This window comes from Cobetia sp. Ld8 (genome assembly GCF_045066615.1).
Lineage (GTDB): Bacteria > Pseudomonadota > Gammaproteobacteria > Pseudomonadales > Halomonadaceae > Cobetia > Cobetia amphilecti.
This window is the reverse complement of sequence record NZ_JBISHF010000009.1, coordinates 56690-80188: the sequence shown is the minus strand read 5'-3', so window position 1 is coordinate 80188 and position 23499 is coordinate 56690. Positions and strand designations below refer to the sequence as shown.

The window sequence follows — 23499 nt, the reverse complement described above, 5'->3', positions numbered from 1 at the left end:
AGGCATCTCCCAGCGCAGACTCAGGAACCCCAGGCAGGGTTCAATATCGACGACGCCGAGAAACTTGTACATGAAATATGGTAGAGGCGTCATTTTCGTACAAGTTTTAATTCACTCAGCTATTGGGCACACCAGGCGCATCAGGCGCGCCACACCTTGAGCCTCAGCCGTCGGTTGCTCAGTCATTCCGACACTCAGTCATTCCGCCACTTGCACCGTCACTCACTCATTCCGTCACTCAGTCATTCAGGCGTGCAATCAGCGCCGGCAGTTCGCGGACATGCGAGATGACATGTACGCCTGCCGGGACGGGGCCCGGCGCGCCCTGGCCCTTGACGTCGATCCAGGCGGCCTGCATGCCCAGGCGCGCGGCAGGCAAGGCATCTTCCTTCCATGAGTCACCGACATGCAGGGTGGTGGAGGGGCGGCTGCCCAGGCGCGCCATGGCGGCGAGGAAGGGGCGCGCATCCGGCTTGGGCGCCAGCCATTCGCCGGCGGCGATGCTGAACTCGAAATGATGATCCAGCGCGAGGCGAGCCAGGTCGACATTGCCATTGGTAATGGCACCAAGGCGGTAATCGCGGGCGAGGGAGTCGAGCAGCTCGCTGGCTTCCGGGAAGGGCGTCAATTCGTGGCGCAGCGCCAGGAAGCGCTCGATGGCGGCGCGCGACCAGTGGCCCGCCTGCTCATCATCATGGCCGGCATCGCGCAGCATGGCGTGCATGGCCTCGCGGCGCAGCCAGGTGAAATCACCGCGGCGCAGCGGATGCTCCAGCCCCAGCGCCATGCGGCGACGAGTGTATTCCTCGAGGGGGAAATCGTTGGCATGCCCGATCTCGCCATCCAGCCAGGCGTAATGCTCGGCCTCGGCGCGCTCCATCACCGCGCGATTGGCCCACAGGGTGTCATCGAGATCGAAGGTCAAGGCCGTCAGGCGAGGCGCATTGGCAGGCGTCACGGGGTGTCATCCTTGAGTGGGGCATCAATAGGGGAGGTGGCGTCGGTGTCTGACGTTGCCGTCGCTGATCCGCGCTGGCGGCGGGCGCGAGGGTGCGCCTGATCATAGGCGCTGGCCAGTTGCTGCCAGTCGAGGCGCGTGTAGACCTGGGTGGTCGAGAGGTGAGCGTGCCCCAGCAGTTCCTGCACGGCGCGCAGGTCGCCGCTGGATTCGAGCAGATGACTGGCGAAGGAGTGGCGCAGGCGGTGCGGGTGCAGATGCTCGGGCAGGCCGCGTTCTTTCGCCTGCGTCACCAGCCTGAGCTGCACGCCACGCTGACCGAGGCGACGCCCCTGCTGGCCGACGAACAATGCCGGCTCGTTCCGAGCGGCGAGCTGGCCACGCACCATCAGCCAGGCATCCAGCGCCTGGCGGGCGCGTGAGCCGATCGGCAGCTGGCGGGGCTTGTCGCCCTTGCCGCGTACGCGCAGGCGGCGGGTTTCCAGCATGTCGAGGTCGAGGCTGACCAGCTCCGAGAGACGCAAGCCTGCGCCGTAGAGCAGTTCCAGCATTGCCTGATCGCGGATCGCCAGCGGCGTGCCGTCATGTGGGCAGTCGAGAAAGCGCGCCAGGCTGTCGATATCCACTGGGCGTGGCAGGTGGTCCGGCAGGCGTGGTGTCTGGACCAGCCCCGCCGGGTTGTGTGGCAGCACCTCCTGCTCGACCAGCCAGCCACAGAAGCGACTGATCGCCGCGCGCCGCCGCGCCAATGAGCGCGGCGCGAGGCCACGACTGCGCTCGGCACCCAGAAAACGCCTGAGCGTCGGCACGTCCAGCGCCTGCCAATCCTGCGGCAGGGGCGGCGCATCCTTTGCCCCAGCGGCGCTGCTGTCCGCCGCTGGACGCAGCATGAAGGTGGTCAACGCCTGCAGATCGCGCGCGTAGGCGCTGACGGTCGCGTGGCTGCTGTCGAGGGCAAGCTCGGCCAGAAATTCCCGACAGGTCGCGGACAGCCCCTGCTCGGCGGCAACACGCTCGGCGCTGTTCGCTGAGGCGCCGCGGACCGACTCGAGGCGACTCATCGGCTGGCCTGGTCGTCACGGCTCGAGGAGCGCAGTGGCGCCTGGCCCGGGACATCGCGGCCCAGGCAGCGGGCCAGCACGTCGCCGAGGTATTCGGGAAACAGGGTGTCGAGTCCGGCACGGAACTGCTCGGCATCGGCACTCGCCACCACCAGATAGCCCAGGCACTCGCCACGGGTCAGGCGCACGATGACGGCGGAGCCGCGCGTGGCATCGGCCTGGCTGGCATCGACGAGGTCTGCGCAGTCGGCGCCGAGTGGCCACTGATGGTCGGGCAGCAGGGCTTCCCAGCGCGTGCGCGGCATGGCCAGGCAGCGGCTGGCGCGCCCCTCGAGCAGACGCTCGAACTGCTCGCCGCGCGCATCGTCGAGTGCCTGGCGCGGTGGCTGTGCCGAGGCACCGGCGTCGCGCTGCCACAGACAGACGGCCGCGATGTCGAACAGCTCGCTGAGACGCGTGGCCAGCGTTTCGGCCAGCGCATCATCGGACTCGGCATCGAGCAGATCCAGCACCAGCTGACGCAGACGCTGATAGCGACTCTCGTTGTCGCGCGCGGCGGTCAACAACTCCTCGAGGCGCTCTTCTGCCTGATCGGTACGCCCGCGCAGGTCATGTACCAGCCGCTCCAGCAACGAGATGCTGCCGCCGCGCGCTTCCGGGTGTGGCACCCGCATGCGTTGCAGCAACCCTTCACGCCCCTCGAAGAAATCGGGATGCGTGGCCAGCCATTCGGCGACCCGATCCGGGTCCAGCGTGCGCGGGCGACGTGACACGGGTGACTCGGCCATGTGGGACTCCTTGCGGACGGTTGGCAGCGGGACGCCGTCGGCCATGTTTCCGGCAGCGTCCCTCGGCTGGGGCTGGCGATCTACAGGATGATGCGGCCTTCGAAGACGGTCTCGGCGGGGCCGGTCATGAATACCGGCTGGCCGTCGCCACCCCATTCGATGCTCAGGGTACCGCCGGGCAGCGTGACATTGACCGGGCTTGCCAGCAGGCCACGGCGAATGCCGGACGCGACCGCCGCACAGGCGCCGGTGCCACAGGCCAGCGTCTCGCCGACGCCGCGCTCGAAGACACGCAGGCGCGCTTCATGCGGCGAGACGACCTCGAGGAAGCCGGCATTGACGCGCTTGGCGAAGCGCGGATGCGCCTCGATCCGCGGACCCAGCGTCAGCACCGGGGCCTGTTCGACACTGTCGACCAGCAGCACCGCGTGGGGGTTGCCCATCGAGACGACGCCGATTTCCAGCGTCTCGCCGTCGACGTCCAGGGTGTGCACCGGCAGGTCGGCCTCGGCCTCGAAGGGCAGCGCGGCGGGGGCGAAGCGCGGCGCGCCCATGTCGACGCGCACACGGCCATCCTCGGCGACGACCAGGGTCAGCGGGCCGCCGGCCGTCTCGACGCGAATCTCGCGCTTGGTGGTCAGGCGCTGTTCACGCACGAAGCGCGCGAAGCAGCGCGCCCCGTTGCCGCAGTTCTCGACTTCACTGCCATCGGCATTGTAGATGCGATAGCGGAAGTCCATGTCCGGGTCGCGGGGCGGCTCGACCACCAGCAGCTGGTCGAAGCCGATGCCGAAGTTGCGGTCCGCCAGACGGCGGATATCGGCATCGCGCAGGCGGCTGCGCTGCGAGATCAGGTCAATGACCATGAAGTCATTGCCCAGTCCGTGCATCTTGGTGAAGTTCACCAGCATCAGGCATCACCTTCCGGCAGCAGTTGCTCACCGGTCCACAGTTCTTCGAGGCGCTCGCGACGACGCACCAGGTGCATCTCGGGGCCATCGACCATCACCTCGGCAGGACGGCAGCGGCTGTTGTAGCTCGAGGCCATCACGAAGCCGTAGGCACCGGAAGAGCGCACGGCGAGCAGGTCGCCCGGCGCGATGGCCAGTTCGCGGTCCTTGCCGAGGAAGTCACCGGTCTCGCAGACCGGACCGACCACATCGTAGCTGGCGGACTTGCGCGTCTCGCGCGTGTCGACGGTGACGATGTTCTGCCACGCCTGGTACAGCGACGGACGGATCAGGTCATTCATGCCGGCATCGATGATGGCGAAGTTCTTCTCTTCACTGGGCTTGAGGTACTCGACACGGGTCAGCAGCACGCCGGCGTTGGCGGCGATGGAGCGGCCCGGTTCGAACAGCAGCGTCATCTCGCTGCCGTGCTCATAGCGGGCCAGACGCTCCAGCAGGGCGCTGGCGTAGGCGAAGGGCTCCGGCGGAGTCTCGTTCTGGTAGGGCACGCCGAGGCCGCCGCCGAGATCGAGGTGCTCGATGACGATACCGCGTTCCCGCAGGCGATCCAGCAGCACCAGCAGGCGTTCGAGGGAATCGAGGAAGGGCGCCAGCTCGGTCAGCTGGGAGCCGATATGGCAGTCGGCACCGACCACCTGCACGTGCTCCATGGCGTTGGCGATCTCGTAGACCTCCAGCGCCTGTTCGACCGGAATGCCGAACTTGTTGGCCTTGAGGCCAGTGGAGATGTACGGGTGAGTGCCGGCATCGACGTCGGGATTGATGCGCAGCGACACAGGTGCGACGCGTCCGAGACGGCCGGCGACGGCGTTGAGGCGCTCAAGCTCCGGCAGCGACTCGACGTTGAAGCACTTGATGCCCAGCTCCAGCGCACGCTCCATCTCGCCGGCCTGCTTGGCGACGCCGGAGAACACCACCTTGGCGGGGTCGCCGCCGGCCTTGATGACGCGCTCCAGCTCACCGGCGGAGACGATGTCGAAGCCGGCGCCCAGACGTGCCAGCACATTGAGCACCGCCAGGTTGGAATTGGCCTTCACGGCATAGCAGATGAGATGCGGGTGGTCGCCCAGCGCATCCTGATAGGCCTTGAAGTGGCGCTCGAGCGTGGCACGGCTGTAGACGTAGCACGGCGTGCCGAACTGCTCGGCCAGCGTGGCGAGCGAGACGTCTTCGGCGTGCAGCACGCCATCCTGATAAACGAAGTGATCCATGATCCGGCCTGCAAGATGTCGCGCCGGCGGGCATCACCCGCCGGAGATGAATAAGGGGGCTCAGGCGTCGCTGCCGGAAGTCTCGGCAGCGGCGGTGCTCTCTGTCTCGGAGGCGTCAGCTGCCGGCGCGGGAGCTTCGGCACGCTGACCACCGGCATCGGCGTCCGCCGGAAGATAAAGCGGGCCTTTCTGGCCGCAGCCGGCCAGCAGGCCAGCACCCAGCAGCAGCGCCGCGAGGGTGCGAAGGGTATGACGGGCGGACTGGCTCATCAGATGACGCATCGGGCGGCCTCCTGGCAGCAAGCGATAGAGCGATGCGGGCCCGGTTGCCATGGGTGGCGACCAGGCCCGAAAGAGGATGATCAGGCGCGCGAGGCCAGGGCGTCACGCGCACGCTGCACGGCAGCGCGAACCTGGTTCGGCGCGGTGCCACCGATGTGATTGCGCGCCGCGACGGAGCCTTCCAGCGTCAGCACGTCGAAGACGTCCTGCTCGATGGTGTCGGAGAACTGCTGGAGCTCTGCTAGGGTCATCTCGGACAGGTCGCGCTGCTGCTCGATGCCGAAGGCGACGGACTTGCCGACGATCTCGTGGGCATCACGGAAGGCGACACCCTTGCGCACCAGGTAGTCGGCCAGGTCGGTCGCGGTGGCGAAGCCCTTGCTGGCCGAGGCGTACATGTTGTCGGACTTGGCGCGGATCGCCGGAATCATGTCGGCGAAGGCACGCAGGCTGCCGCGCACGGTATCGATGGTATCGAACAGCGGCTCCTTGTCTTCCTGATTGTCCTTGTTGTACGCCAGCGGCTGGGACTTCATCAGGGTCAGCAGGCTCATCAGGTGGCCATAGACACGGCCGGTCTTGCCGCGCACCAGCTCCGGCACGTCCGGGTTCTTCTTCTGCGGCATGATGGAGGAGCCGGTGCAGAAGCGGTCCGGCAGGTCGATGAAGTCGAACTGGGCGCTGGTCCACAGCACCAGCTCTTCGCTCATGCGTGACAGGTGCATCATCAGCAGGCTGGCGAAGCTGGTGAATTCGATGGCGAAGTCACGATCGCTGACCGAATCGAGGCTGTTCTCGGTCGGACGGTCGAAGCCGAGCAGCTCGCTGGTGACGTGACGGTCGATGGGGAAGGTGGTGCCGGCCAGCGCCGCGGCGCCCAGCGGCAGCACGTTCATGCGCACGCGGCAGTCACGCAGGCGGTCCTGGTCGCGGGCGACCATTTCCTGCCAGGCCAGCAGGTGGTGGCCGAAGGTGACCGGCTGGGCGCTCTGCAGGTGAGTGAAGCCCGGCATGATGGTGTCGGCTTCCTGCTCGGCCAGCCCCAGCATGCCTTCGCGCAGACGCGTCAGTTCGGCGTCGATGGCGTCGATCTCGTCACGCAGATAGAGGCGGATGTCGGTGGCGACCTGGTCGTTGCGTGAACGGCCGGTGTGCAGCTTCTTGCCGGTGATGCCGATCTTGGCGGTCAGGCGTGCCTCGATGTTCATGTGCACGTCTTCCAGTGCCACGGACCACTCGAATTCGCCCCGCGCGATCTCTTCACTGATTTCCTTCAGTCCCGCGATGATGACGTCGCGTTCTTCTTCGCTCAGCACGCCGACACCGGCCAGCATGGTGGCGTGGGCGATGGAGCCCTGGATGTCGTGCTGCGCCATGCGCTGATCAAAATCGACGGAGGCGGTGAAACGTGCCACGAAGGCATCGGTCGGCTCGCTGAAGCGGCCGCCCCAGGACTGATTGGTAGATTCGCTCATCGGGATCTCGAATTGTGGTGACGTGTCCAGAGTTCGGCGTCCGGTGCACGGTCGCGCAGCCGGTATCGTTGACCTTGGAGTGTACCAGACTCCTGCGCGTGGGCGAGGGGCCGCGGCCAGTCCGGCGGATCGCAGGAAAGCGTGCCACGGATTTTCCCCCTGAGGTGACTGGCTTTATGATAAGTGTCATCAGAGGGCAGCGCTGTTCGTCAGTCAGGTTTGCTCAACAAATTCGAATCAGATGGCGTGCATTGCGCGCCAGCAAGGAGAATGCCGTGCCCCGCCGTGAGATTCTGCGTATCGCGACCCGCAAGAGCCTGCTCGCCCTGTGGCAGGCCGAACACGTCAAGGCGCGACTCGAGGCCCTGCATCCTGGCTTGAGCGTCGAGCTGGTGCCGATGTCGACGCGTGGTGACAAGATTCTCGATACCCCGCTGGCCAAGATCGGCGGCAAGGGGCTGTTCGTGAAGGAGCTGGAAGAGGCGATGCTCGATGGTCGCGCCGATATCGCCGTGCACTCCATGAAGGATGTGCCGATGCACTTCCCGGAGTCGCTGGGTCTGGCGGTGATTCTCGAGCGTCACGCCCCGACCGACGCCTTCGTGTCCAACACCTGTGCCAACTTCGATGCCCTGCCGCAGGGCGCGCGCCTGGGCACCTCCAGCCTGCGTCGTGGCCTGCAGGCCAAGGCGGCACGCCCGGACCTGGAAGTGCTGAGTCTGCGTGGCAATGTCCAGACGCGTCTCGGCAAGCTGGATGCGGGTGAGTTCGATGCCATCATTCTCGCCACCTCCGGTCTGCAGCGCCTCGAGCTGGATGCGCGCATCACCGCCGAGATGGACGCCGAGACCTGCCTGCCAGCCTGTGGCCAGGGCGCGCTCGGCATCGAGTGCAACCTGCAGGACGAGGAAATTCTTGCGCTGCTCGAGCCGCTGGCCCATGAAGACTCCAGCCGTTGCGTGCTGGCCGAGCGCGCCATGAACACGCATCTTGAAGGTGGCTGTCAGGTGCCGATCGGCGGCTATGCCGTGCTCGAGGAAGGTGGCAGCCAGCTGTGGCTGCGCGCGCTGGTCGGCAACCCCGACGGGACGGTCATCCTGCGCGCCGAAGCGCGTGGTCCGTCCGATGCGCCGGAGGCGCTGGGCGTCGCCGTTGCCGAAGACCTGCTCTCCCAGGGTGCCGGCGAGATTCTGGCGGCGGTCTACGGCGACGCTCGTGGCTGAGGTGTCAGCGATGGCAAAGGCGTCGCGTCTTGAGGTGTTGACGACGCGGCCGGGCTCGCGCGGAGCGGTTCTCGATGCGATGCTGAGCGAGGCGGGCTGCGAGGTGGAATGCCTCAAGCTGATGGCGCTCGAGGCCTTGCCGCTGGAACCCGCCGCGCGTCAGGCGATCATCGATGTCGATCTGTATCGCGGCGTGATCGTGATCTCGCCCCAGGCCGCCGGCTATCTGGCCGATTGGCTGGAGGAGTGGTGGCCACAGCTGCCTGAAGGCGTCAGCTTCTATGCCGTCGGCGCGGCCACGGCCGAAGTGCTGCATTCGCGGCTGGGCGTGCCGGTGCGTGTTCCGCCGCGCGCCACACGCGGTGAGCATGCCGAGCGCGATGCGCCGGTCGGCACCACCAGCGAAGCCTTGCTGTCGCTGCCGTCGCTCAGGGCGCTTGCGGGTCAGCGCTGGTTGCTGGTGGCCGGTGAAGGCGGGCGTCCGCTGCTGGAAGAGACGCTGGTGGCACGGGGGGCTCAGGTCACGCGTCTGGCACTTTATCGACGCCTTCCGTTGGCTTTGTCGCCGCAACAGGCTGGCCGTCTGGCGGCGGGCGCGTATGATGCAATGGTGGTGACCAGCAATGAACTGCTCGAGACGGTGATGGCATCGGTGACGCCGCAGGCCTTGCACCAACCGCTAATCGTGTCGAGCCACCGTTTGGCTACACTGGCACACGCTCATGGTTTCGAGCGCGTGACGGTCGCCGAGGACGCTTCACCCGGGGCCCTGACGCAGGCAGTACTTCGCGCCTGCGCCCCCATCAGCAAGACTCGCCATGCAGTGACCGGCGCCACTGCGCCTGGTCCGCGTGAGGCCATCGATTCCCAAGAATCCGGAAAAGGGCAAGCGTAGATGAGCAACCGAGAACACGATCAGGAAGATAACGGCTCTGCCGGCATGACGCCCGGCAAGTCGGGCGACAAGGATGCTGCCGCTCGCGCATCAGATGCTTCTTCCGCTTCCGGCGTTTCCGCCGATGACACTGCCTCTGGCCGCCCTGGCGCCGAGGCCTCCCGTTCGTCCTCTTCCTCGTCATCCGACACGGCTGATGCCCCGCGCGAGCGCCGCTCGCGAGGTGGGCGCAATCGTCGTGGGCGTGGCAAGGGGCAGGGCAGCTCCTCCTCTTCAACCTCATCCTCCACTGCCAGTGAGTCCACGCCCGTGAGCCAGACTTCAGACGACAACGCATCGACGCCTTCCGGCGCAAAATCGCCGCTTCCGGAGCGTAGCGAACCCGCCAAGGAGGCGTCTGCCGCCAAGCCGAGTGCTGGCAAGGCCTCTTCCAGCAAGGCGACTCCCGGCAAGCCCTCCACGCCGGCTGGCAAGACGGCCGGCGCGGGTGGTGCAGGCCTGGGTGGCACGACGGCACCCGGCACGCCGCCGCCCGGCGAGCCGCAGGGCAAGAAGAGCAAGGCCGGCAGCATCGCGCTGATTCTCGTCATCTTGCTGGCCATCGTGGTCGCGGTGCTGGCGTGGTTCGGCTGGCAGCGTCTGAATGCGCTGCCGGATGCCCAGGGCCTCGACAAGCAGGTCAGCGAGAGCGTGACCCAGCAGGTCGGCCAGGTTTCCAGCAAGGTCGATGGCCTGTCGAGCACGCTCGAGAAGAACGAATCCCGCGTCAGCGAGCTCGACAAGCGTCTGTCCAGCGAAAGCCAGGACACCGAGCAGGCCCTCAACAAGGTGCTCGAGGAGCTCAGCAAGTCCCAGCAGACCGACGCGCGTGACTGGCACTATGCGGAAGCCGAGTACCTGCTGCGCCTCGCCAACCAGCGTCTGCAGCTGGAGCGTGACGTGAACGGTGCCGATGCGCTGCTCGAGAACGCCGATGCGCGTATCGCGGCGGCCAACAACCCGGCGCTGCTGCCGGTGCGCAAGGCCATCCAGTCCGAACTGGCCAGCCTGGACAGCGTGCCGCGCGTCGACCGCAGCGGTATCTATCTGGCGCTGCTCGCCGAGCAGGAACAGCTGGCGCGTCTGCCGCTCAAGCAGGACGTGGCCGAGATCGCCGCCAAGGTCGAGAACGACGAAGCGCCGACAGGCGGTTGGCAGCAGCAGCTGGCCCGCTTCGGCAACGAGCTGAAGGATCTGGTCACCGTGCGTCGTCATGACGAGGCACTGGAAGCCCTGATCACGCCGGAGCAGGAATCCTACCTGCGTCAGAACGTGCGTCTGGTGCTGGAGCAGGCGCAGCTGGCGCTGCTCAAGGAGGAGCCGAAGCTCTACCAGGCCGCCATCGACAAGGCCATCACGCTGGTCAATGGCTACTACGACACCAAGACCGATGGCGTGCAGAATGCCGTCGCCAAGCTGGAAGAGCTCAAGAGCAAGACCATCCGTCCGGAGCTGCCTGACATCTCCGCCTCTCTGAGCAAGCTGCGTGAGCTGATCGAGCGTCGCGCCCAGCAAGGGGGTGGCAACGCATGAGAGTCCTGATACTGCTGATCATCATCGGGCTGGCCATCGGTGCCCTGTTCGGGCAACTGATGCAGGCCTTCCCGGGCTACTGGCTGATTCGCGTCGGCGATACCTCGGTCCAGACCTCCTTCTGGTTCGGCTTGATCCTGCTGTTCGCGGGCTTCGTGGTGCTGCACTTCGGTCTGCGCCTGCTGTCGCGCTTCGCGCATCCGTTCTCCCGCCTCAAGGTGTGGAACAGCCGTACCCGTCACCGCAATGCCACGCGCAAGACCGTACGGGGTCTGGTGGCGCTGGCCGAAGGCCGCTGGAAGCGGGCCGAGAAGTCGCTGACTCACTCGGCGGAAGATTCCAGCACGCCGCTGGTCAACTACCTGTCCGCCGCCCTGGCCGCGCACTATCAGGGACGTTTCGAGCAGGCGGACACGCTGCTCAAGCGGGCGCACGAGTCCACCCAGGGCTCCGAGAGTGCCGTGGGTCTGGTGCAGGCACAGCTGATGCTGGACCGCCAGCAGCATGAGCAGGCGCTGGCGACCCTGACGCGTCTCGACAAGCAGCTGGGCGAGCACCCGCAGGTGCTCAAGCTGCTCAAGCAGGCCTATCTGGCGGTCAATGACTGGGATGGTCTGCGTCGTCTGATGCCGCGTCTCGACAAGCAGGACCTCATCTCCCCCGAGGAGAAGAAGGAGCTGGAACAGCGTGCCTATGTGGCGCTGATCCAGCAGGCCGCGCGCAATCCGGAAGACATCGAGCGCGTGCGTAACCTGTGGGCCGACATGCCGGACCATCTGCGCACCGACGTGAATCTGGTCGCGCTCTACGCCGAGGCGCTGATCGCCGGTGGCCAGGAAGGTCTGGCCGAACGTCTGCTGCGTCACTCCCTCAAGGAGTGCTGGGATTCGCGTCTGGTGCTGCGTTACGGCCTGCTGGACGTGGATGCACCGCGTCAGCTGGTGTATGCCGAGAAGTGGCTGCAGGAGCGTCCGAATGATCCGGACCTGCTGCTGTCGCTGGGCCGTCTGGCACTGCGCAACGCCAGCTGGGGCAAGGCTCAGGAGTACTTCGAGGCTAGCCAGCGCCAGCGTCCGAGCGGTACGGTGTGTGCTGAACTCGCGCGTCTGTTCGCCAACCTGGGGGAGCACAACAAGAGTCAGCTCTACTACCGTCAGAGCGTCGAGCTGCTGGATCGCTCACTGCCGGCCCTGCCGCAGCCGAGCAAGGACAACGCCTGAGGGGCGGCCGCCGAGTGTCAGTCAACCGTCGAGCGCCAGCCGTCTAGTGCCAACCAGGGCATGACAGGCGTCATGAGAGCTGGCGGACAAGACACTCGGCGGCTTGCACGATGTTTCCTTGTTTGATGAAAGGTATTGCCCAATTGCACCGGTCGCGCTGTCGGCCGGTGATGCAGGTTTCTCTCCGGGGTATCCACGTTCACACGCTGTGTGACGGGATGCCCTTCTTTTTGCCCGTATGACGGGCGCTGAGGGCATTCTCGCCCAGGCTTTCGCCCTGTCAGCACGCTGCCGTGAGATGTCGGCGGGTGCATGCTGGCGTGGGCATGACCGGTGCCGGATTTCTCGTTGCTGATCCGGCAACGATGCGTCCGGGTCTGCACGGCCAGAGCGTGATCGTGTGGCGCTGGCTGGAAGCGATTCCTCCGTGCGATGATTCTGCGTGTCGGATGCGCCCATGCACGTGGTGCATCTTCGGGCCGAGTCCGGTCCGTTTCCCCAAGCGATGATGGAGTCTGCATGTTGCATAAGTCCCTGGCCCTGATGGGCGCCTCTGTACTGGCCGTGTCACTGGCCGGTTGTGCCGCTACCGGTAACAGCTCTTCCAGCAACGCCGCCAGCTCCTCCAGCTCGTCCAGTTCCATGATGAGCCTCGCCAGCAGCATGCTGAGCAGCCAGACAGGCCAGTCCCTGCCGGCGGCCGACCTGATGTCCAGCCTGACCTCCCAGCTGGGTGTGTCCTCCACTCAGGCGCTGGGTGGCTCTGCTGCCATGCTGGCGCTGGCCCAGTCCCAGCTTGGCACCAGCGCGACCTCCGAGCTGTCCACTGACGTGCCGCAGCTGTCCAGCCTGACCAGCAGCAGCTCGCTGTCCACGCTCTCCAGCCTGGCGAGCCTGAGCGGCAACGACAATGCCACGGCATTGGCCAGCACCGTCGGCAATGTCGATGACAGCGCGTCTCTGGACAGCGCCTTCTCCGCGCTGGGCATGGACAGCAGCATGGTCTCCCAGTTCGCGCCGGTGCTGCTCAGCTACATGGGCGGCGAAGGCGTCAGCTCGACGCTGCTGAGCTCGCTGTCCAGCATGTGGGGCACCGGCTCCTGAGCCAGCCGCTTGCATGAGGTGTGAGGCAGTGTTTTATGCCCGCACATGAAAACGCCCCCGAGCCAGTGGCTCGGGGGCGTTTTCGTTTCAGGACGGCTGCCTGCGCAGGCAGCCGTGTCGGGATAGTGCAGGCGCTTGATCAGTCGCCGTCGGCATCCGGTTGGGTGGTCTGACGGATGCGCTGTTCCTCGGCATCCACGACTTCGCCGTCTTCGGTGGCATGACGCGTCAGCGGATTCTCCTCGCGACGCTTGGCGACCTTGGCGGCTGCCTCGCGCTGCTCGGGGGTCTTCGGCTGACCGGCGGCCGAGCCATCGATCACGAACGGCGCCTGCATGGTGCGCACGTTGGCCGGCGGAGCGCCACCGTCCTTGTCCTGACCGAAGTACATGGTCAAGTGCGGGAACGGGATCTCGATGCCAGCGGCGTCGAAGTGCTGCTTCACGAGTTTGTTGTACTCGCGGCCGATGGCCCACTGGTTGCCCGGGCTGGTCTTGATCATCACGCGGATGTTGACCGAGCTGTCGGCCAGGGCCGAGACGCCGGCGATGGTGACCGGCTCGAGAATCTCCGGACCATAGCTGCCTGCCTCGAGCTCATCGAAGGCCGCACGCAGGTGCACGATGGCGTGGTCGACATTCTCGCGATAGGAGATGCCGTATTCGCCGACATGGTAGGCGAAGTCACGCATGTAGTTGGAGACGGTATCCACCGACGAGAACGGCACGATATGGAAGGTGCCGGACAGGTCACGGATACCCACCGAGCGGATGGTCAGGCGTTCCGCGGTACCGGTCACGCCACCGGCAGAGACCACATCGCCGGTGTTGATGGCGTTCTCCAGCTGGATGAACACCCCGGTGATGATGTCCTGCACCATCTTCTGGGCGCCGAAGCCGATCGCCAGACCCAGTACCCCGGCACCGGCCAGCAGCGGCGCGATGTCGATGCCGATCTCGGACAGCACGATCATCGCGGTGAAGACGATCATCGCGATGGCAATGGCATTGCGGAACAGCGCCAGCAGAGTCTCCACCCGCGAGGACGGCTTGCCCTTGCCGGTGTCCGGATTGAGCTTGTGCTCGATCAGGCTGGCTATGCCGACCCAGACCGCGATGGCGAAGGCGAGAATGAACAGCACATGGAAGATGCGCGACAGCAGCAGGGCACCGGCATCGGTTGCCAGCCACTCGCCGAGCGCCACGATGTGCCAAGCATTCAGCACCATGCCGACCACCACGATCAGGATGATGGCGCGCATGATGCGCAGCGCGGTGGGGATGTAGGAGTTGAGGCGCTTCTCGAGCAGCGGCAGCTGACCACGCAGCTTGTCGGAGATCTGGATGCGCTTGCCGATCAGCTGCGTCACCACGCGCGACAGCAGAGCACCGCCGCCAATGGCGAGCAGCGTCTTGAGCGTCGCCCCCATCATGAACGGCAGCGCCTCTTCAGGCGTCGTCTGCGAGATGATGAACAGGGTGGCGAAGTAGGCCAGCGCGATCAGGTGCCAGGTGCGCGCCAGCATGCGCAGGCACACGGCGATGAGCGCGTTGTGCGCCTCGCGGGCTTGAGTGAGCAGGCGGTCACGCAGAATGATGCGATTGCGCGAGATCACCACGATGGCCCAGACGAGGGTAATGGCCATGATCAGCAGATTGACGAAGCTGCCAACGGCCGGTGCCAGGTTGTTGTTGATCATCGGCACCACGACCAGGATGCCGTAGCCGATGAAGCCGGCCAGCATGGCCAGAGAGCGGTTCCAGTAGCGCGCCACCTCATCCGGCATCGGCAACAGACGCAGCCCCTTGTAACCGGACGAGAACAGCATGCGCATCAGAGCCTTGAACAGCTCGATGACCAGATAGGCGTTCAGGAACATCGACTCGCGCTGACCGATCACGCCCTGTTCGCCATAGGCGAAGATAGCGAGCAGATAGCCGCCGAGGAAAGCGAGACCGATGACCGCGATGTCCACCACCGCCGCGACCAGCACTGCCAGCAGGGTGCGCAGCAGCGGGCTGCGGTGCTGGCCATCCAGTGACCACTGGCTGACGCGCGAGAACAGCGGCTTGGCGAGTCTGCGCAGCACGAGGAACAGTGCGATGGTCGAGATGACGACCAGCCCGAGGCTGATGGCCTCGCTGGTGAAGCGACTCCAGTCGATCTCGTCGGCGTCCTCGTTGGCCAGACCATCGAGGGTGCCCAGCATGCGGTCCAGCGTGGCGGAAAGATCCGCGACCAGGTCCTGGCTGATGGCCGCCAGCTGGCGCGACAATGACGGCGAGTCCTCGCTCAGGGTGACGTCTTCTCCCGCCACCTCGACGGCTTGTTCACTCGCCTTGCTGTCCAGCTGTCGCAGGCCTTCGATCAGGGCCTCGCGCTGACTGGGGTCTTCCAGCAGTGTGGCCAGGCTGTCATAGGAGGATGTCGCGCCATCGCCGCTGCCGCCCTCGGCCGGGGCGGCATGGGACAGGCTGCTGAACCCGAGGCTCAACACCATCAACAGCATCATCAGGGCGGACATCAGCCAGGCAGGTCGCCATGAGTCCGGTTGGCGCGAGGCAGCAAGGGTGGGAGGGGAGTGCGGGGGTGTCGGAATCGCCACAGATGGCTTCTCCATGTCGGTGAGTGTGTGAGGCGTCGGGGTAGAGAGTGAGAGCAGGCTCCGCAGGTGCATCAGAGGCTCGCAAGCGTCCCATCAATAACGCGAGGATCTGTCAGGTAGATGTTGAAGGGGCGTCACGCGCGTCCTGCGCGCACGCCGAGCGAGAGCCCATCCCTCAGTTATCGGGGCACTTGGTGCTATCCCAACCCCTGCGGGGACTCCGCCAGAGACATTCTTGCGCACAGCCTGCGGCAGGCGCCGCCAACCTTCAAGGTCTTCAGGCGCTGCTCGGGGGAGAAGCGTGACCTGCTGCCACGCAGGATGTTGCAATGTCGCGTTGCATGAACTGGTGTGGTGAGTCACAGGATGAGTCGGTATTGTTGCGATTGATTATTATTCGTTGTTCAGGTGTGATAGTCATGCGCACAGGGGCCGCCTTGCGGTATCGTCCTGCGCAGGATCACGCCTGCCTTCGCTTGAGTGCGAGATCATTTCCTTCATTTCGGAGTACTGCATGACCGTCTCGTCGACTGCTTTTACTGCTCGTGGCATGACCCGGCCTGCATGGTTCAAACAGGGCCTGATGGCGACCTTGGCGGTAGCGCTGATGGGGGCTTCCCTGTCTGCCGAGGCACGCAGTGTCGAGACGGCCTACGGTGAGCTGGACATCGAGGGCACGCCGCAGCGTGTCGTCACCCTGTACGAAGGCGCGCTGGATGTGGCCGTCGCCAGTCAGGTGACGCCGCTGGGCACCGTGACCACGCGTGGCGGTGATGGCGTGGCGAGCTATATCCAGTCGCAGGTGCCGGACATCAAGATCATCGGCACGCCGCGTGAATTCAATCTCGAGGCGATCGTCGCGCTCAAGCCGGACCTGATCCTGGCGCCGCCGGGCCTCGACAAGACCCAGTACCAGCTGATGTCGCGTCTGGCGCCGACCGTCGTGCCGAGCGCTTCGGCGCTGAGCCAGCAGGGCTGGAAGGAGCAGAGTCGTGTCTATGCCGAGGCGCTGGGCGAGACGGCCGAAGCGGAACTCGAGACACGTCTGGCTGCCATCGACGCGCACGCCGCGCGTCTGAAGGCCGAGATGACCACCCCGGAAACCGCCAGCCTGGTGCGTCGCATGCCGGGTGGCCTGATGGCGATGTCCGACCAGCTGTTCGCGACCGGCCTGATGGCGGCCAGCGGCTATGAGCTGGTCGGTGGTGATCTGGTCAAGCCGGGTCGCCCGCATTCCGATCCGCTCAGCGACGAGAACATGGCACGCATCGATGCGCAGACCATCTTCCTCGCCACCATGGACGATTCCTCTGATGCCGCGGTCGACGCCCTGGCGGCAGAACCGGCCTTCCAGCGTCTCGAGACAGCGGATCGCGACAGCCTGGTCGGCGTGAATGGCCAGCTGTGGACCAGCGCCAGTGGCCCGTTGGCCGCGGAAGCCCTGCTGAAGGATATCGACCGGGCGCGCGATGATGGCTAGTCGCAGTCATGTCGGTGCACGACGTTTGACCCCTGCGCAGGCAGGGGACCTCCCGCAACAGCGACGCGGGAGGTGCTATGCAGGCTGAAGAGACCTCTCCACAGGTCCGCAGGCCACGCGCACATGCCGCCCGGATGACCCACAAGGTCTCCGGGCGTCTTGCGTTGCGTCAGGTGATGCCGCTGGCCTGCCTGAGCGCCCTGCTGACCTGTCTGGCCAGCCTGCTGTGGGGGGCTGGCGATGTCGGCCCCTGGCAGGCGCTGCAGGTGCTGGCCGGACAGGGCAGTGATCAGGCGCGCTTCGTGGTGCTTGAGCTGCGCGCGCCGCGTACCCTGATCGGCATGGTGGTCGGCATGATGCTCGCCTGTGGCGGCGCCCTGATGCAGGTGGTGGCACGCAACCCGCTGGCGGAGCCGGGCTTGCTGGGCGTGAGTGCCGGGGCCTCCTTTGCCGTGGCCGTGGCCTTGTTGCTGGGGATGGAAGCGACCGGCATGCACGTGATGGTGGCGCAGAGCGGTGCGCTGCTGGGCTGCCTGTTCGTGATGAGCACCGTGCGGATGAGCGGCGCACGTCAGGACCCGGTGCGCCTGGTGCTGGCCGGTGCGGCGCTGTCGAGCCTGCTGGTGGCGCTGACGTCTCTGGCCTTGCTGATCGATCAGCGCGCGGCCGACGAGATCCGCTTCTGGGTGATCGGCAGTCTGGCCGGGCGCTCGCTGGAGGCGCTTTACAGCAGCCTGCCCAGTATCCTGCTCGCGGTGCTGTTGACGCTGTGGCTGGCGCGGCCGCTCTCCGCGATGGTGCTGGGTGAGCAGGTCGCCAGTGGCCTGGGCCACCATCCCAAGCGCGTGCGCAAGGTCGCGATCCTGGTGGTGGCGCTGCTGGTCGGTGCCGCGACGGCACTGGCAGGACCGGTGGCCTTCGTCGGCCTCGCCGTGCCCTATGTGGCGCGTGCGCTGTGCGGCGCCGATGTGCGGCGCACGCTGTGGCTGTGCCTGCCGCTGGGCGTGACCATGCTGCTGAGCGCCGATGTGGTGTCGCGGCTGGTCGTGCCGCCCTCGGAGCTGCCGCTGGGGGTACTGACGACCCTGATGGGCGCGCCCGTGCTGATTGCCGTGGTGCGTGCTCGCCGTCTGCCCACCCTGTAGTAGTTGGTGCCTCTGGCGCTTGCGGCGTGAACGATGATGGAGGCCAGGCTGGCGCGCATGCCGGCGCCATCGCCTCATTGCTTGAATCGACCGGCCCTGTCAGGCGTTGTCCTGACAGGGCCTTGTTTGGAATCGATGATGTCTAGACCTTCACCGCTTGATCCCCTCCGCTCGGCCCCTACCGGAACGCTCTGGTGGCGACATGGCAAGCTGTCCCTGCTGCTGTTGCGTGCGCCATTGCTGGCGGCCGGCATACTGCTGCTGGCGCTGCTGATGGCCAGTGTCGCCTCGCTGATGCTGGGCAGCGCCGGCCTTGGGCCGTGGGATGCCTTCAAGGCGGCCTTCGGGCACGGCGAGTTCGCTACCGTCTTCGTGGTGCAGGAACTGCGTCTGCCGCGCCTGCTGGCCGGCATCGCCACGGGCGCTGCCTTCTCGCTGGCGGGCTGTCTGATGCAGACCCTGGCCGGCAACCGTCTGGCGACGCCGGGTATCATCGGCATCGACAATGGCGCGACCGCCTTCGCGGTGGCCTCCGTGGTCGGGATGGGCATCTCGCTGGCGCCGCCGGTGATGGCGCTGAGCGGCGCCGTGATCGCCACTGCGCTGGCCTTCGGGCTCTCCGGCGGCATCGGCACGCGCGGCTATCGCTTCCTGGTCGCCGGTATCGGGGTCGGGGCGCTGTTCGGTGCCGGAACGCAGCTGATGCTGGCAAGAGTCTCCATCGATGCCGCCAACAGCGCCTACCCGTGGACGGTCGGCAGCCTCAATGCGCGTGACGCCGATTCGCTCACCTGGCTCGGACTGGCCCTGCTGATCGGCGTGCCGATCGCGCTCTGGCTGGGACGCGGGCTGAATACGCTGCGCTTCACCGACCGCGTGGCGACCGGGCTGGGACAGCCGGTCTCGCGTGTACGCCTGATCACGCTGTGGCTGTCGGTCGTGCTGACGGCGGCGGCCGTCGCGGTGGCCGGGCCGGTAGGCATGGTAGCGCTGGTGGGCCCCGAGATCGCACGCTACCTGTCACGCCACAAGGGCGTGCCGCTGCTGGCCTCGGCGCTGTCCGGCGCGCTGGTGATGGTGCTGTCAGACCTCGCCGGTCGCACCCTGCTGTCGCCGCTGGAAATCCCGGTAGGTATCGTGATGGCCGTGGTCGGCAGCCCTTATCTGCTGTGGATACTGCTGCGCAGCCCGCGCTAGCCGTTGCCACTATTTTCCTGCTGAGCGGCCCGGGGCCAGCCCTTGCCGCTCAGCGTCGCATGACATGTTTCAGCGGCTGATGATGTTCCAGCGGCCGATGATGTTTCAGGAGAGTGCGCCATGAGCGCTGAGACGATGCTTGATCCGCGAGCGATGAATTCCCCGGCCGATCGCCACGCCGCGGCCACCACCGGCACCCTGCGAGCGAACGAGCTGTCGCTGGGCTACGGCGCGCGCCAGCGCCATGTCACCGTGATCGATTCGCTGACCCTGGGGCTGCCCGACGGCAAGGTGACGGCGATCGTCGGGCCCAACGGCTGTGGCAAGTCGACACTGCTGGCAGGGCTGGCTCGCCTGCAGTTGCCTGAGTCAGGCGCGGTGCTGCTGGAAGGCAAGGACATTCACGCCTATAAGCGGCGCGAAGTGGCCCAGCGCATCGCGCTGCTGCCTCAGGAGACGCATTCGCCCGAGGGGGTGACGGTACATGAGCTGGTGCGTTTCGGTCGTCAGCCCTATCAGGGCGCGCTGAGTCAGTGGTCAGAGGAAGATCAGCGGCTGGTGGCCGAGGCGATGGCCGCCGCCGACATCGAGAGCCTGGCAGACCGTGAGCTGGCCTCGATGTCCGGCGGGCAGCGCCAGCGCGCCTGGATCGCCATGGCGCTGGCACAGCAGACACCCTTGCTGCTGCTGGATGAGCCGACCTCGGCGCTGGATCTCGGTCACCAGATCGAGGTCTTCGAGCTGATCCAGCGTCTGGCCCATGAAGAGGGCAAGACCATCGTGATGGTGGTGCATGATCTGGCCAGTGCCTGCCGCTATGCCGACCACATCGTGGCCATGCACGCAGGTCGCGTGATCGCCGAGGGTGCGCCCGCCGAGGTGGTGACGCCGGAGCTGGTGCGCAAGCTCTATGGGGTCGAGTGCCGCCTGATCCCCGACCCCGACACTGGCACGCCGCTGCTGATCGGCGTGCGCCGCACCAGCGAGCGCCTGAGCGGCAGCGCGACCTGAGGCCAGGGCAATGGCCATGACGGGCGCTGTGGCGCCTGCGTGGCCGCTACCGGGCCTTGCGCAGGCCTGAGAGAGGGGCTTGAGAGGGCAGCTTGATAGGGCGACTTGAGAGAGTGCTCTGCCTCTGACAGGAAAGCCCCAGCCAGAACTGATCGCCCACAAACAGAAAGGCCTCCCCGAAGGGAGGCCTTTCTGTCACGGATATGGTGGAGGCGACGGGAGTCGAACCCGTGTCCGCCGGCACTCCGCCTTCGGCTCTACATGCTTAGTTTCATTATTTGATTTAACACGACTGCCGCCAATGAACAGGCTACAGCAATGCGATTCTCTGAGTTTTAATCTCGACCTTAGAGACGTCGGCCAAGACGATCCTGTTTATACGGGCTCGTTCTCAATCCACCTTGAACAGGCGCAACGGTATCATGAGCAGCTTATGCAGCTAGAGCGTAGTTGTCGTCGTTTGCGACTATATATTTGCAACGTTTTATTTACGAGATACGTTACGATCTCGGCATGCACCTCAGGGTTTGCCACCAGCGTCGAATGCCAGAACGCCCCCATAACAGTGTTACCACTTTACTGCGTTGCTACGTCTTCATCATAACAGGTGGGGACTGTGCTACGCCAGTTCAAGCGTTCAGGAAAATTTCTGACCTGACAGTAGCTTGCTGGCGTGAGCTCCCTCACGCTGCCCTCAGCGGTCGCGCAGGATACGGGCCTTCTGACGGTTCCAGTCACGGTCTTTCTCGGTGGCGCGCTTGTCGTGCAGCTTCTTGCCTTCCACCAGCGCGATCTCGCACTTCACGATCGCATTCTTCCAGTACAGCTTGACCGGCACACAGGTGTGGCCCTTGTCCTGGGTGCGCGAGAAGATGCGTGCGATCTGCTTCTTGTGCAACAGCAGCTTGCGCGTGCGCTGCGGGTCCGCCACCGCGTGGGTGTTGGCGGTTTCCAGCGGGTGGATGTGGCAGCCCAGCAGCCAGGCTTCGGCATTCTTGATCACGATATAGGTATCGGTCAGCTGGCCCTTGCCTGCGCGCAGCGCCTTCACTTCCCAGCCTGCCAGTACCAGACCCGCTTCGAAGGTTTCCTCGATGTGGTACTCGTGGCGTGCCTTCTTGTTCTGGGCGATCAGATTGCCGCCCTGTTCGGGTTTCTTTTTCTTGCCCATGTTGCCTCATTTGTCGTGTGCGCCTGCCGTCATCCAGTGTGGATATGGCACATCCTTCTGGATGGGGGGAGGCGTGTTACCATTCAAGGCCAGACGGCACTTCATGCGCCGGCCCATTGTTCATGATACGCATGCTGCGTATCCAAGTCAGCGGAGAGCTAGATGCCTACGGTCAACCGGTCTGCCCTGGTGCGGCATTCGGCCCGGGCAATGTTCGATCTGGTCAATGATTTCGAGCGTTATCCCGAATTCCTGTCCGGCTGCAGCAACGCGGAATTGCTGGAACGTGATGAGGACCATCTCAAGGGCAGGCTCACCCTGTCCAAGGCAGGCATGCAGCAGAGCTTCGTCACGCGCAATGACCTGTATGCCCCCGAGCGGATAGAGCTGAATCTGGTCGATGGCCCCTTCAAGCGTCTGCAGGGGACCTGGCTGTTCACGCCACTGGGCGAAGATGCCTGCAAGGTCTCGCTCGAGATGGACTTCGAGTTCAGCAACCGCCTGCTGGGCATGGCGTTCGGCAAGCTGTTCAGTCAGGTCGCCGCTCAGATGGTCGAGGCCTTCACGCGCCGCGCTGACCAGATCTACACCCAGCGCTGACACCTGGCCGTTGGCCAGGGTGAAACGCCGCGCAGGTGATATATCGCACAGGTGGTATATAAAGGCGGCGAGAGCAAAGGAGCAGACATGACAGACAGAATCACGGTCGAGGTGGCCTATGCGCTGCCCGACAAGCAGAAGATCGTCTCGCTGGCGGTCGCCCCCGGCACCACGGCGCGCGAGGCCGTGCGCATGGCACGTCTGGAGCAGCACTTTCCGACGATTGCCGCCGAGGTGTTTCTCGAGGCGGACCTGGGCATCTTCGGCAAGGCACTGCGCAAGCCCGATGAGCATGTGCTGGACGCCGGGGACCGGGTCGAGGTCTATCGCGCCTTGATCACCGACCCCAAGCTTGCGCGCAAGCGGCGCGCCGACAAGGCCGCTCGCGCCGCTCAGTAAGACGAGATACAGGCGAGAATCAAAAACAGCGGGGCACCTTGAAAGGTGCCCCGCTGTTGTTCTGGCTTGTCACTGAGTGAAGAGGACAGTGATCAGCGCTCTTCAGGCAGGTCGGCTGCGCCTGCCTTGGGTTCAGCACGGTTAGGCTGTGCCGCGCGAGGGTCGATGTCCAGGTCCGGCACGATGACGGTTTCCTGGTCGATGTCGCCGCTCTTGTCGATGTTGGAGAGTGAATCGCCTGCGAAGGTCAACGTCACGCGCTTGTTGATGATTTCGCCATCCGCTTTCTTGAGGCGATAGACGTAGTCCCAGCTATCCTCACTGAAGGGGGCGGTCAGCAGCGGTGAGCCCATCACGTAGATGACCTGCTCGCGGCTCATGCCCGGCTTCAATTGCTCGACCATTTCCGGCTTGATCAGGTTGCCCTGAGGAAGGTCGCGCTTGTAGACGCTGAAGTAGCTGCACCCGGTGAGCAGCGACAGGGCGCTGCAAAAGGCGACTGTTTTGATCAAGTTTTGCATTTGCCCTGAAGATTCCCTATCGTTTTGCCTTGGCCGATCATACCTGATACATCAAGCGACTGCGAAGAGTACCCCAGCATGGCCGATCAGAACCATGAACTGCGCAAGGCGGGACTCAAGGTAACCCTACCGCGAGTCAAGATCCTGCAGATCCTCGAGAAATCGACGGATCGACACCTGAGTGCCGAGGACGTGTACAAGGCGTTGCTTGAGGCTGGCGAAGATGTCGGTCTGGCGACGGTTTATCGTGTGCTCACCCAGTTTGAAACAGCGGGACTGGTGATGCGTCACAACTTCGATGGCGGTCACGCCGTCTTCGAACTGTCCCAGGAAGAACACCATGACCACATGGTATGTCTGGACAGCGGCGAGATCATAGAGTTCTGTGATCCCGAGATCGAGCGCCGTCAGCGCGAGATCGTCGAGGAGCACGGCTATGAGCTGGTCGAGCATGCGCTAGTGCTCTACGTGCGCCCCAAGGGCGACAAGAGCGACAGCTGACGCGGGTTGCGTCAGGGATGACGTGGCCGGAGAGCCTTCTCCGGCCAGATACACGAACGGCCGCCCTCAGGGGCGGCCGTTCGTGTATCTGGCGTTCATGTTTCCTCAA

Annotated in this window: 22 protein-coding genes and 1 other RNA gene; 12 read left to right on the top strand and 11 right to left on the bottom strand. The window is 65.3% G+C overall.

Features of this window, described 5'->3' with window-relative positions; all coding sequences use genetic code 11:
• Window positions 1-238 precede the first annotated feature (238 nt).
• The 7 genes from ACJJV2_RS16530 to argH all read right to left on the bottom strand — a co-directional run bounded on the left by ACJJV2_RS16530 (window position 239) and on the right by argH (window position 6746).
• Window positions 239-958, bottom strand: coding sequence for an HAD family hydrolase (locus ACJJV2_RS16530; protein WP_192839074.1), 720 nt, complete (start codon window positions 956-958; stop codon window positions 239-241).
• Complete coding sequence (locus tag ACJJV2_RS16525) at window positions 955-2019, bottom strand: tyrosine recombinase XerC (protein WP_405282298.1); 1065 nt, start codon at window positions 2017-2019, stop codon at window positions 955-957. The genes ACJJV2_RS16530 and ACJJV2_RS16525 overlap by 4 nt, the downstream gene beginning before the upstream one ends.
• Window positions 2016-2807, bottom strand: coding sequence for a DUF484 family protein (locus ACJJV2_RS16520; protein WP_131431130.1), 792 nt, complete (start codon window positions 2805-2807; stop codon window positions 2016-2018). Before ACJJV2_RS16520 ends, ACJJV2_RS16525 begins: the two co-directional genes overlap by 4 nt.
• 80 nt (window positions 2808-2887) lie before the next feature.
• The gene (gene dapF, locus ACJJV2_RS16515; protein ID WP_107335708.1) at window positions 2888-3718 is read right to left on the bottom strand and encodes a diaminopimelate epimerase; all 831 of its coding nucleotides are present in this window, start codon (window positions 3716-3718) and stop codon (window positions 2888-2890) included.
• Entirely contained in the window at window positions 3718-4989 is a 1272-nt protein-coding gene (gene lysA / locus ACJJV2_RS16510; RefSeq protein ID WP_405282297.1) for a diaminopimelate decarboxylase, read from the bottom strand. The genes dapF and lysA overlap by 1 nt, the downstream gene beginning before the upstream one ends.
• Before the next feature lie 60 nt (window positions 4990-5049).
• Window positions 5050-5271 carry a lipoprotein gene (locus tag ACJJV2_RS16505; RefSeq protein ID WP_240548660.1) on the bottom strand — a complete coding sequence of 74 codons (222 nt, stop codon included), beginning with the start codon at window positions 5269-5271 and terminating at the stop codon, window positions 5050-5052.
• Window positions 5272-5351: 80 nt separating this feature from the next.
• Window positions 5352-6746 carry an argininosuccinate lyase gene (gene argH, locus ACJJV2_RS16500; protein WP_043333338.1) on the bottom strand — a complete coding sequence of 465 codons (1395 nt, stop codon included), beginning with the start codon at window positions 6744-6746 and terminating at the stop codon, window positions 5352-5354.
• Between the two features lie 275 nt (window positions 6747-7021).
• On the opposite strand from argH, the gene hemC reads away from it, so the two are divergent.
• The 5 genes from hemC to ACJJV2_RS16475 all read left to right on the top strand — a co-directional run bounded on the left by hemC (window position 7022) and on the right by ACJJV2_RS16475 (window position 12760).
• Complete coding sequence (gene hemC / locus ACJJV2_RS16495) at window positions 7022-7969, top strand: hydroxymethylbilane synthase (protein ID WP_043333340.1); 948 nt, start codon at window positions 7022-7024, stop codon at window positions 7967-7969.
• 10 nt (window positions 7970-7979) lie between these two features.
• Window positions 7980-8864: a uroporphyrinogen-III synthase gene (locus ACJJV2_RS16490; RefSeq protein WP_213114169.1), complete on the top strand. Its 885-nt coding sequence runs from the start codon at window positions 7980-7982 to the stop codon at window positions 8862-8864.
• Complete coding sequence (locus ACJJV2_RS16485) at window positions 8865-10436, top strand: uroporphyrinogen-III C-methyltransferase (protein WP_405282296.1); 1572 nt, start codon at window positions 8865-8867, stop codon at window positions 10434-10436.
• Window positions 10433-11656: a heme biosynthesis HemY N-terminal domain-containing protein gene (locus tag ACJJV2_RS16480; protein WP_043333341.1), complete on the top strand. Its 1224-nt coding sequence runs from the start codon at window positions 10433-10435 to the stop codon at window positions 11654-11656. The genes ACJJV2_RS16485 and ACJJV2_RS16480 overlap by 4 nt, the downstream gene beginning before the upstream one ends.
• A 519-nt stretch (window positions 11657-12175) precedes the next feature.
• A complete protein-coding gene (locus ACJJV2_RS16475) occupies window positions 12176-12760 on the top strand; it encodes a DUF2780 domain-containing protein (RefSeq protein ID WP_159055812.1) in 585 nt (194 codons plus the stop codon).
• A 139-nt stretch (window positions 12761-12899) separates the two neighbouring features.
• On the opposite strand, the gene ACJJV2_RS16470 is transcribed toward ACJJV2_RS16475, so the two are convergent.
• On the bottom strand, window positions 12900-15284 hold the full coding sequence (locus tag ACJJV2_RS16470) for a mechanosensitive ion channel domain-containing protein (RefSeq protein WP_405282295.1): 2385 nt from the start codon (window positions 15282-15284) through the stop codon (window positions 12900-12902).
• A 595-nt stretch (window positions 15285-15879) separates the two neighbouring features.
• On the opposite strand from ACJJV2_RS16470, the gene ACJJV2_RS16465 reads away from it, so the two are divergent.
• The 4 genes from ACJJV2_RS16465 to ACJJV2_RS16450 all read left to right on the top strand — a co-directional run bounded on the left by ACJJV2_RS16465 (window position 15880) and on the right by ACJJV2_RS16450 (window position 20198).
• A complete protein-coding gene (locus ACJJV2_RS16465; RefSeq protein WP_234368067.1) occupies window positions 15880-16845 on the top strand; it encodes an ABC transporter substrate-binding protein in 966 nt (321 codons plus the stop codon).
• A 134-nt stretch (window positions 16846-16979) separates the two neighbouring features.
• Entirely contained in the window at window positions 16980-17990 is a 1011-nt protein-coding gene (locus ACJJV2_RS16460) for an iron ABC transporter permease (protein WP_131432857.1), read from the top strand.
• A gap of 138 nt (window positions 17991-18128) precedes the next feature.
• Complete coding sequence (locus ACJJV2_RS16455) at window positions 18129-19187, top strand: FecCD family ABC transporter permease (protein WP_405282294.1); 1059 nt, start codon at window positions 18129-18131, stop codon at window positions 19185-19187.
• A gap of 153 nt (window positions 19188-19340) precedes the next feature.
• Complete coding sequence (locus ACJJV2_RS16450) at window positions 19341-20198, top strand: ABC transporter ATP-binding protein (protein ID WP_405282448.1); 858 nt, start codon at window positions 19341-19343, stop codon at window positions 20196-20198.
• Window positions 20199-20402: 204 nt separating this feature from the next.
• Here ACJJV2_RS16450 and ssrA read toward each other — a convergent pair.
• Window positions 20403-20757: a transfer-messenger RNA gene (ssrA, locus tag ACJJV2_RS16445) on the bottom strand.
• 135 nt (window positions 20758-20892) lie between these two features.
• Window positions 20893-21369: an SsrA-binding protein SmpB gene (smpB, locus tag ACJJV2_RS16440; protein ID WP_043333345.1), complete on the bottom strand. Its 477-nt coding sequence runs from the start codon at window positions 21367-21369 to the stop codon at window positions 20893-20895.
• Between the two features lie 162 nt (window positions 21370-21531).
• Between smpB and ACJJV2_RS16435 the strand changes: the two genes are divergently transcribed.
• Both ACJJV2_RS16435 and ACJJV2_RS16430 read left to right on the top strand, forming a co-directional pair.
• Complete coding sequence (locus tag ACJJV2_RS16435; RefSeq protein WP_043333347.1) at window positions 21532-21969, top strand: type II toxin-antitoxin system RatA family toxin; 438 nt, start codon at window positions 21532-21534, stop codon at window positions 21967-21969.
• A gap of 87 nt (window positions 21970-22056) precedes the next feature.
• Entirely contained in the window at window positions 22057-22368 is a 312-nt protein-coding gene (locus ACJJV2_RS16430) for an RnfH family protein (protein WP_043333350.1), read from the top strand.
• Between the two features lie 92 nt (window positions 22369-22460).
• On the opposite strand, the gene ACJJV2_RS16425 is transcribed toward ACJJV2_RS16430, so the two are convergent.
• A complete protein-coding gene (locus ACJJV2_RS16425; protein WP_052384519.1) occupies window positions 22461-22889 on the bottom strand; it encodes an outer membrane protein assembly factor BamE in 429 nt (142 codons plus the stop codon).
• A 78-nt stretch (window positions 22890-22967) separates the two neighbouring features.
• Between ACJJV2_RS16425 and fur the strand changes: the two genes are divergently transcribed.
• Window positions 22968-23390, top strand: a complete 423-nt coding sequence (gene fur / locus ACJJV2_RS16420) for a ferric iron uptake transcriptional regulator (protein WP_043333352.1) — start codon at window positions 22968-22970, stop codon at window positions 23388-23390.
• Window positions 23391-23499 lie beyond the last annotated feature (109 nt).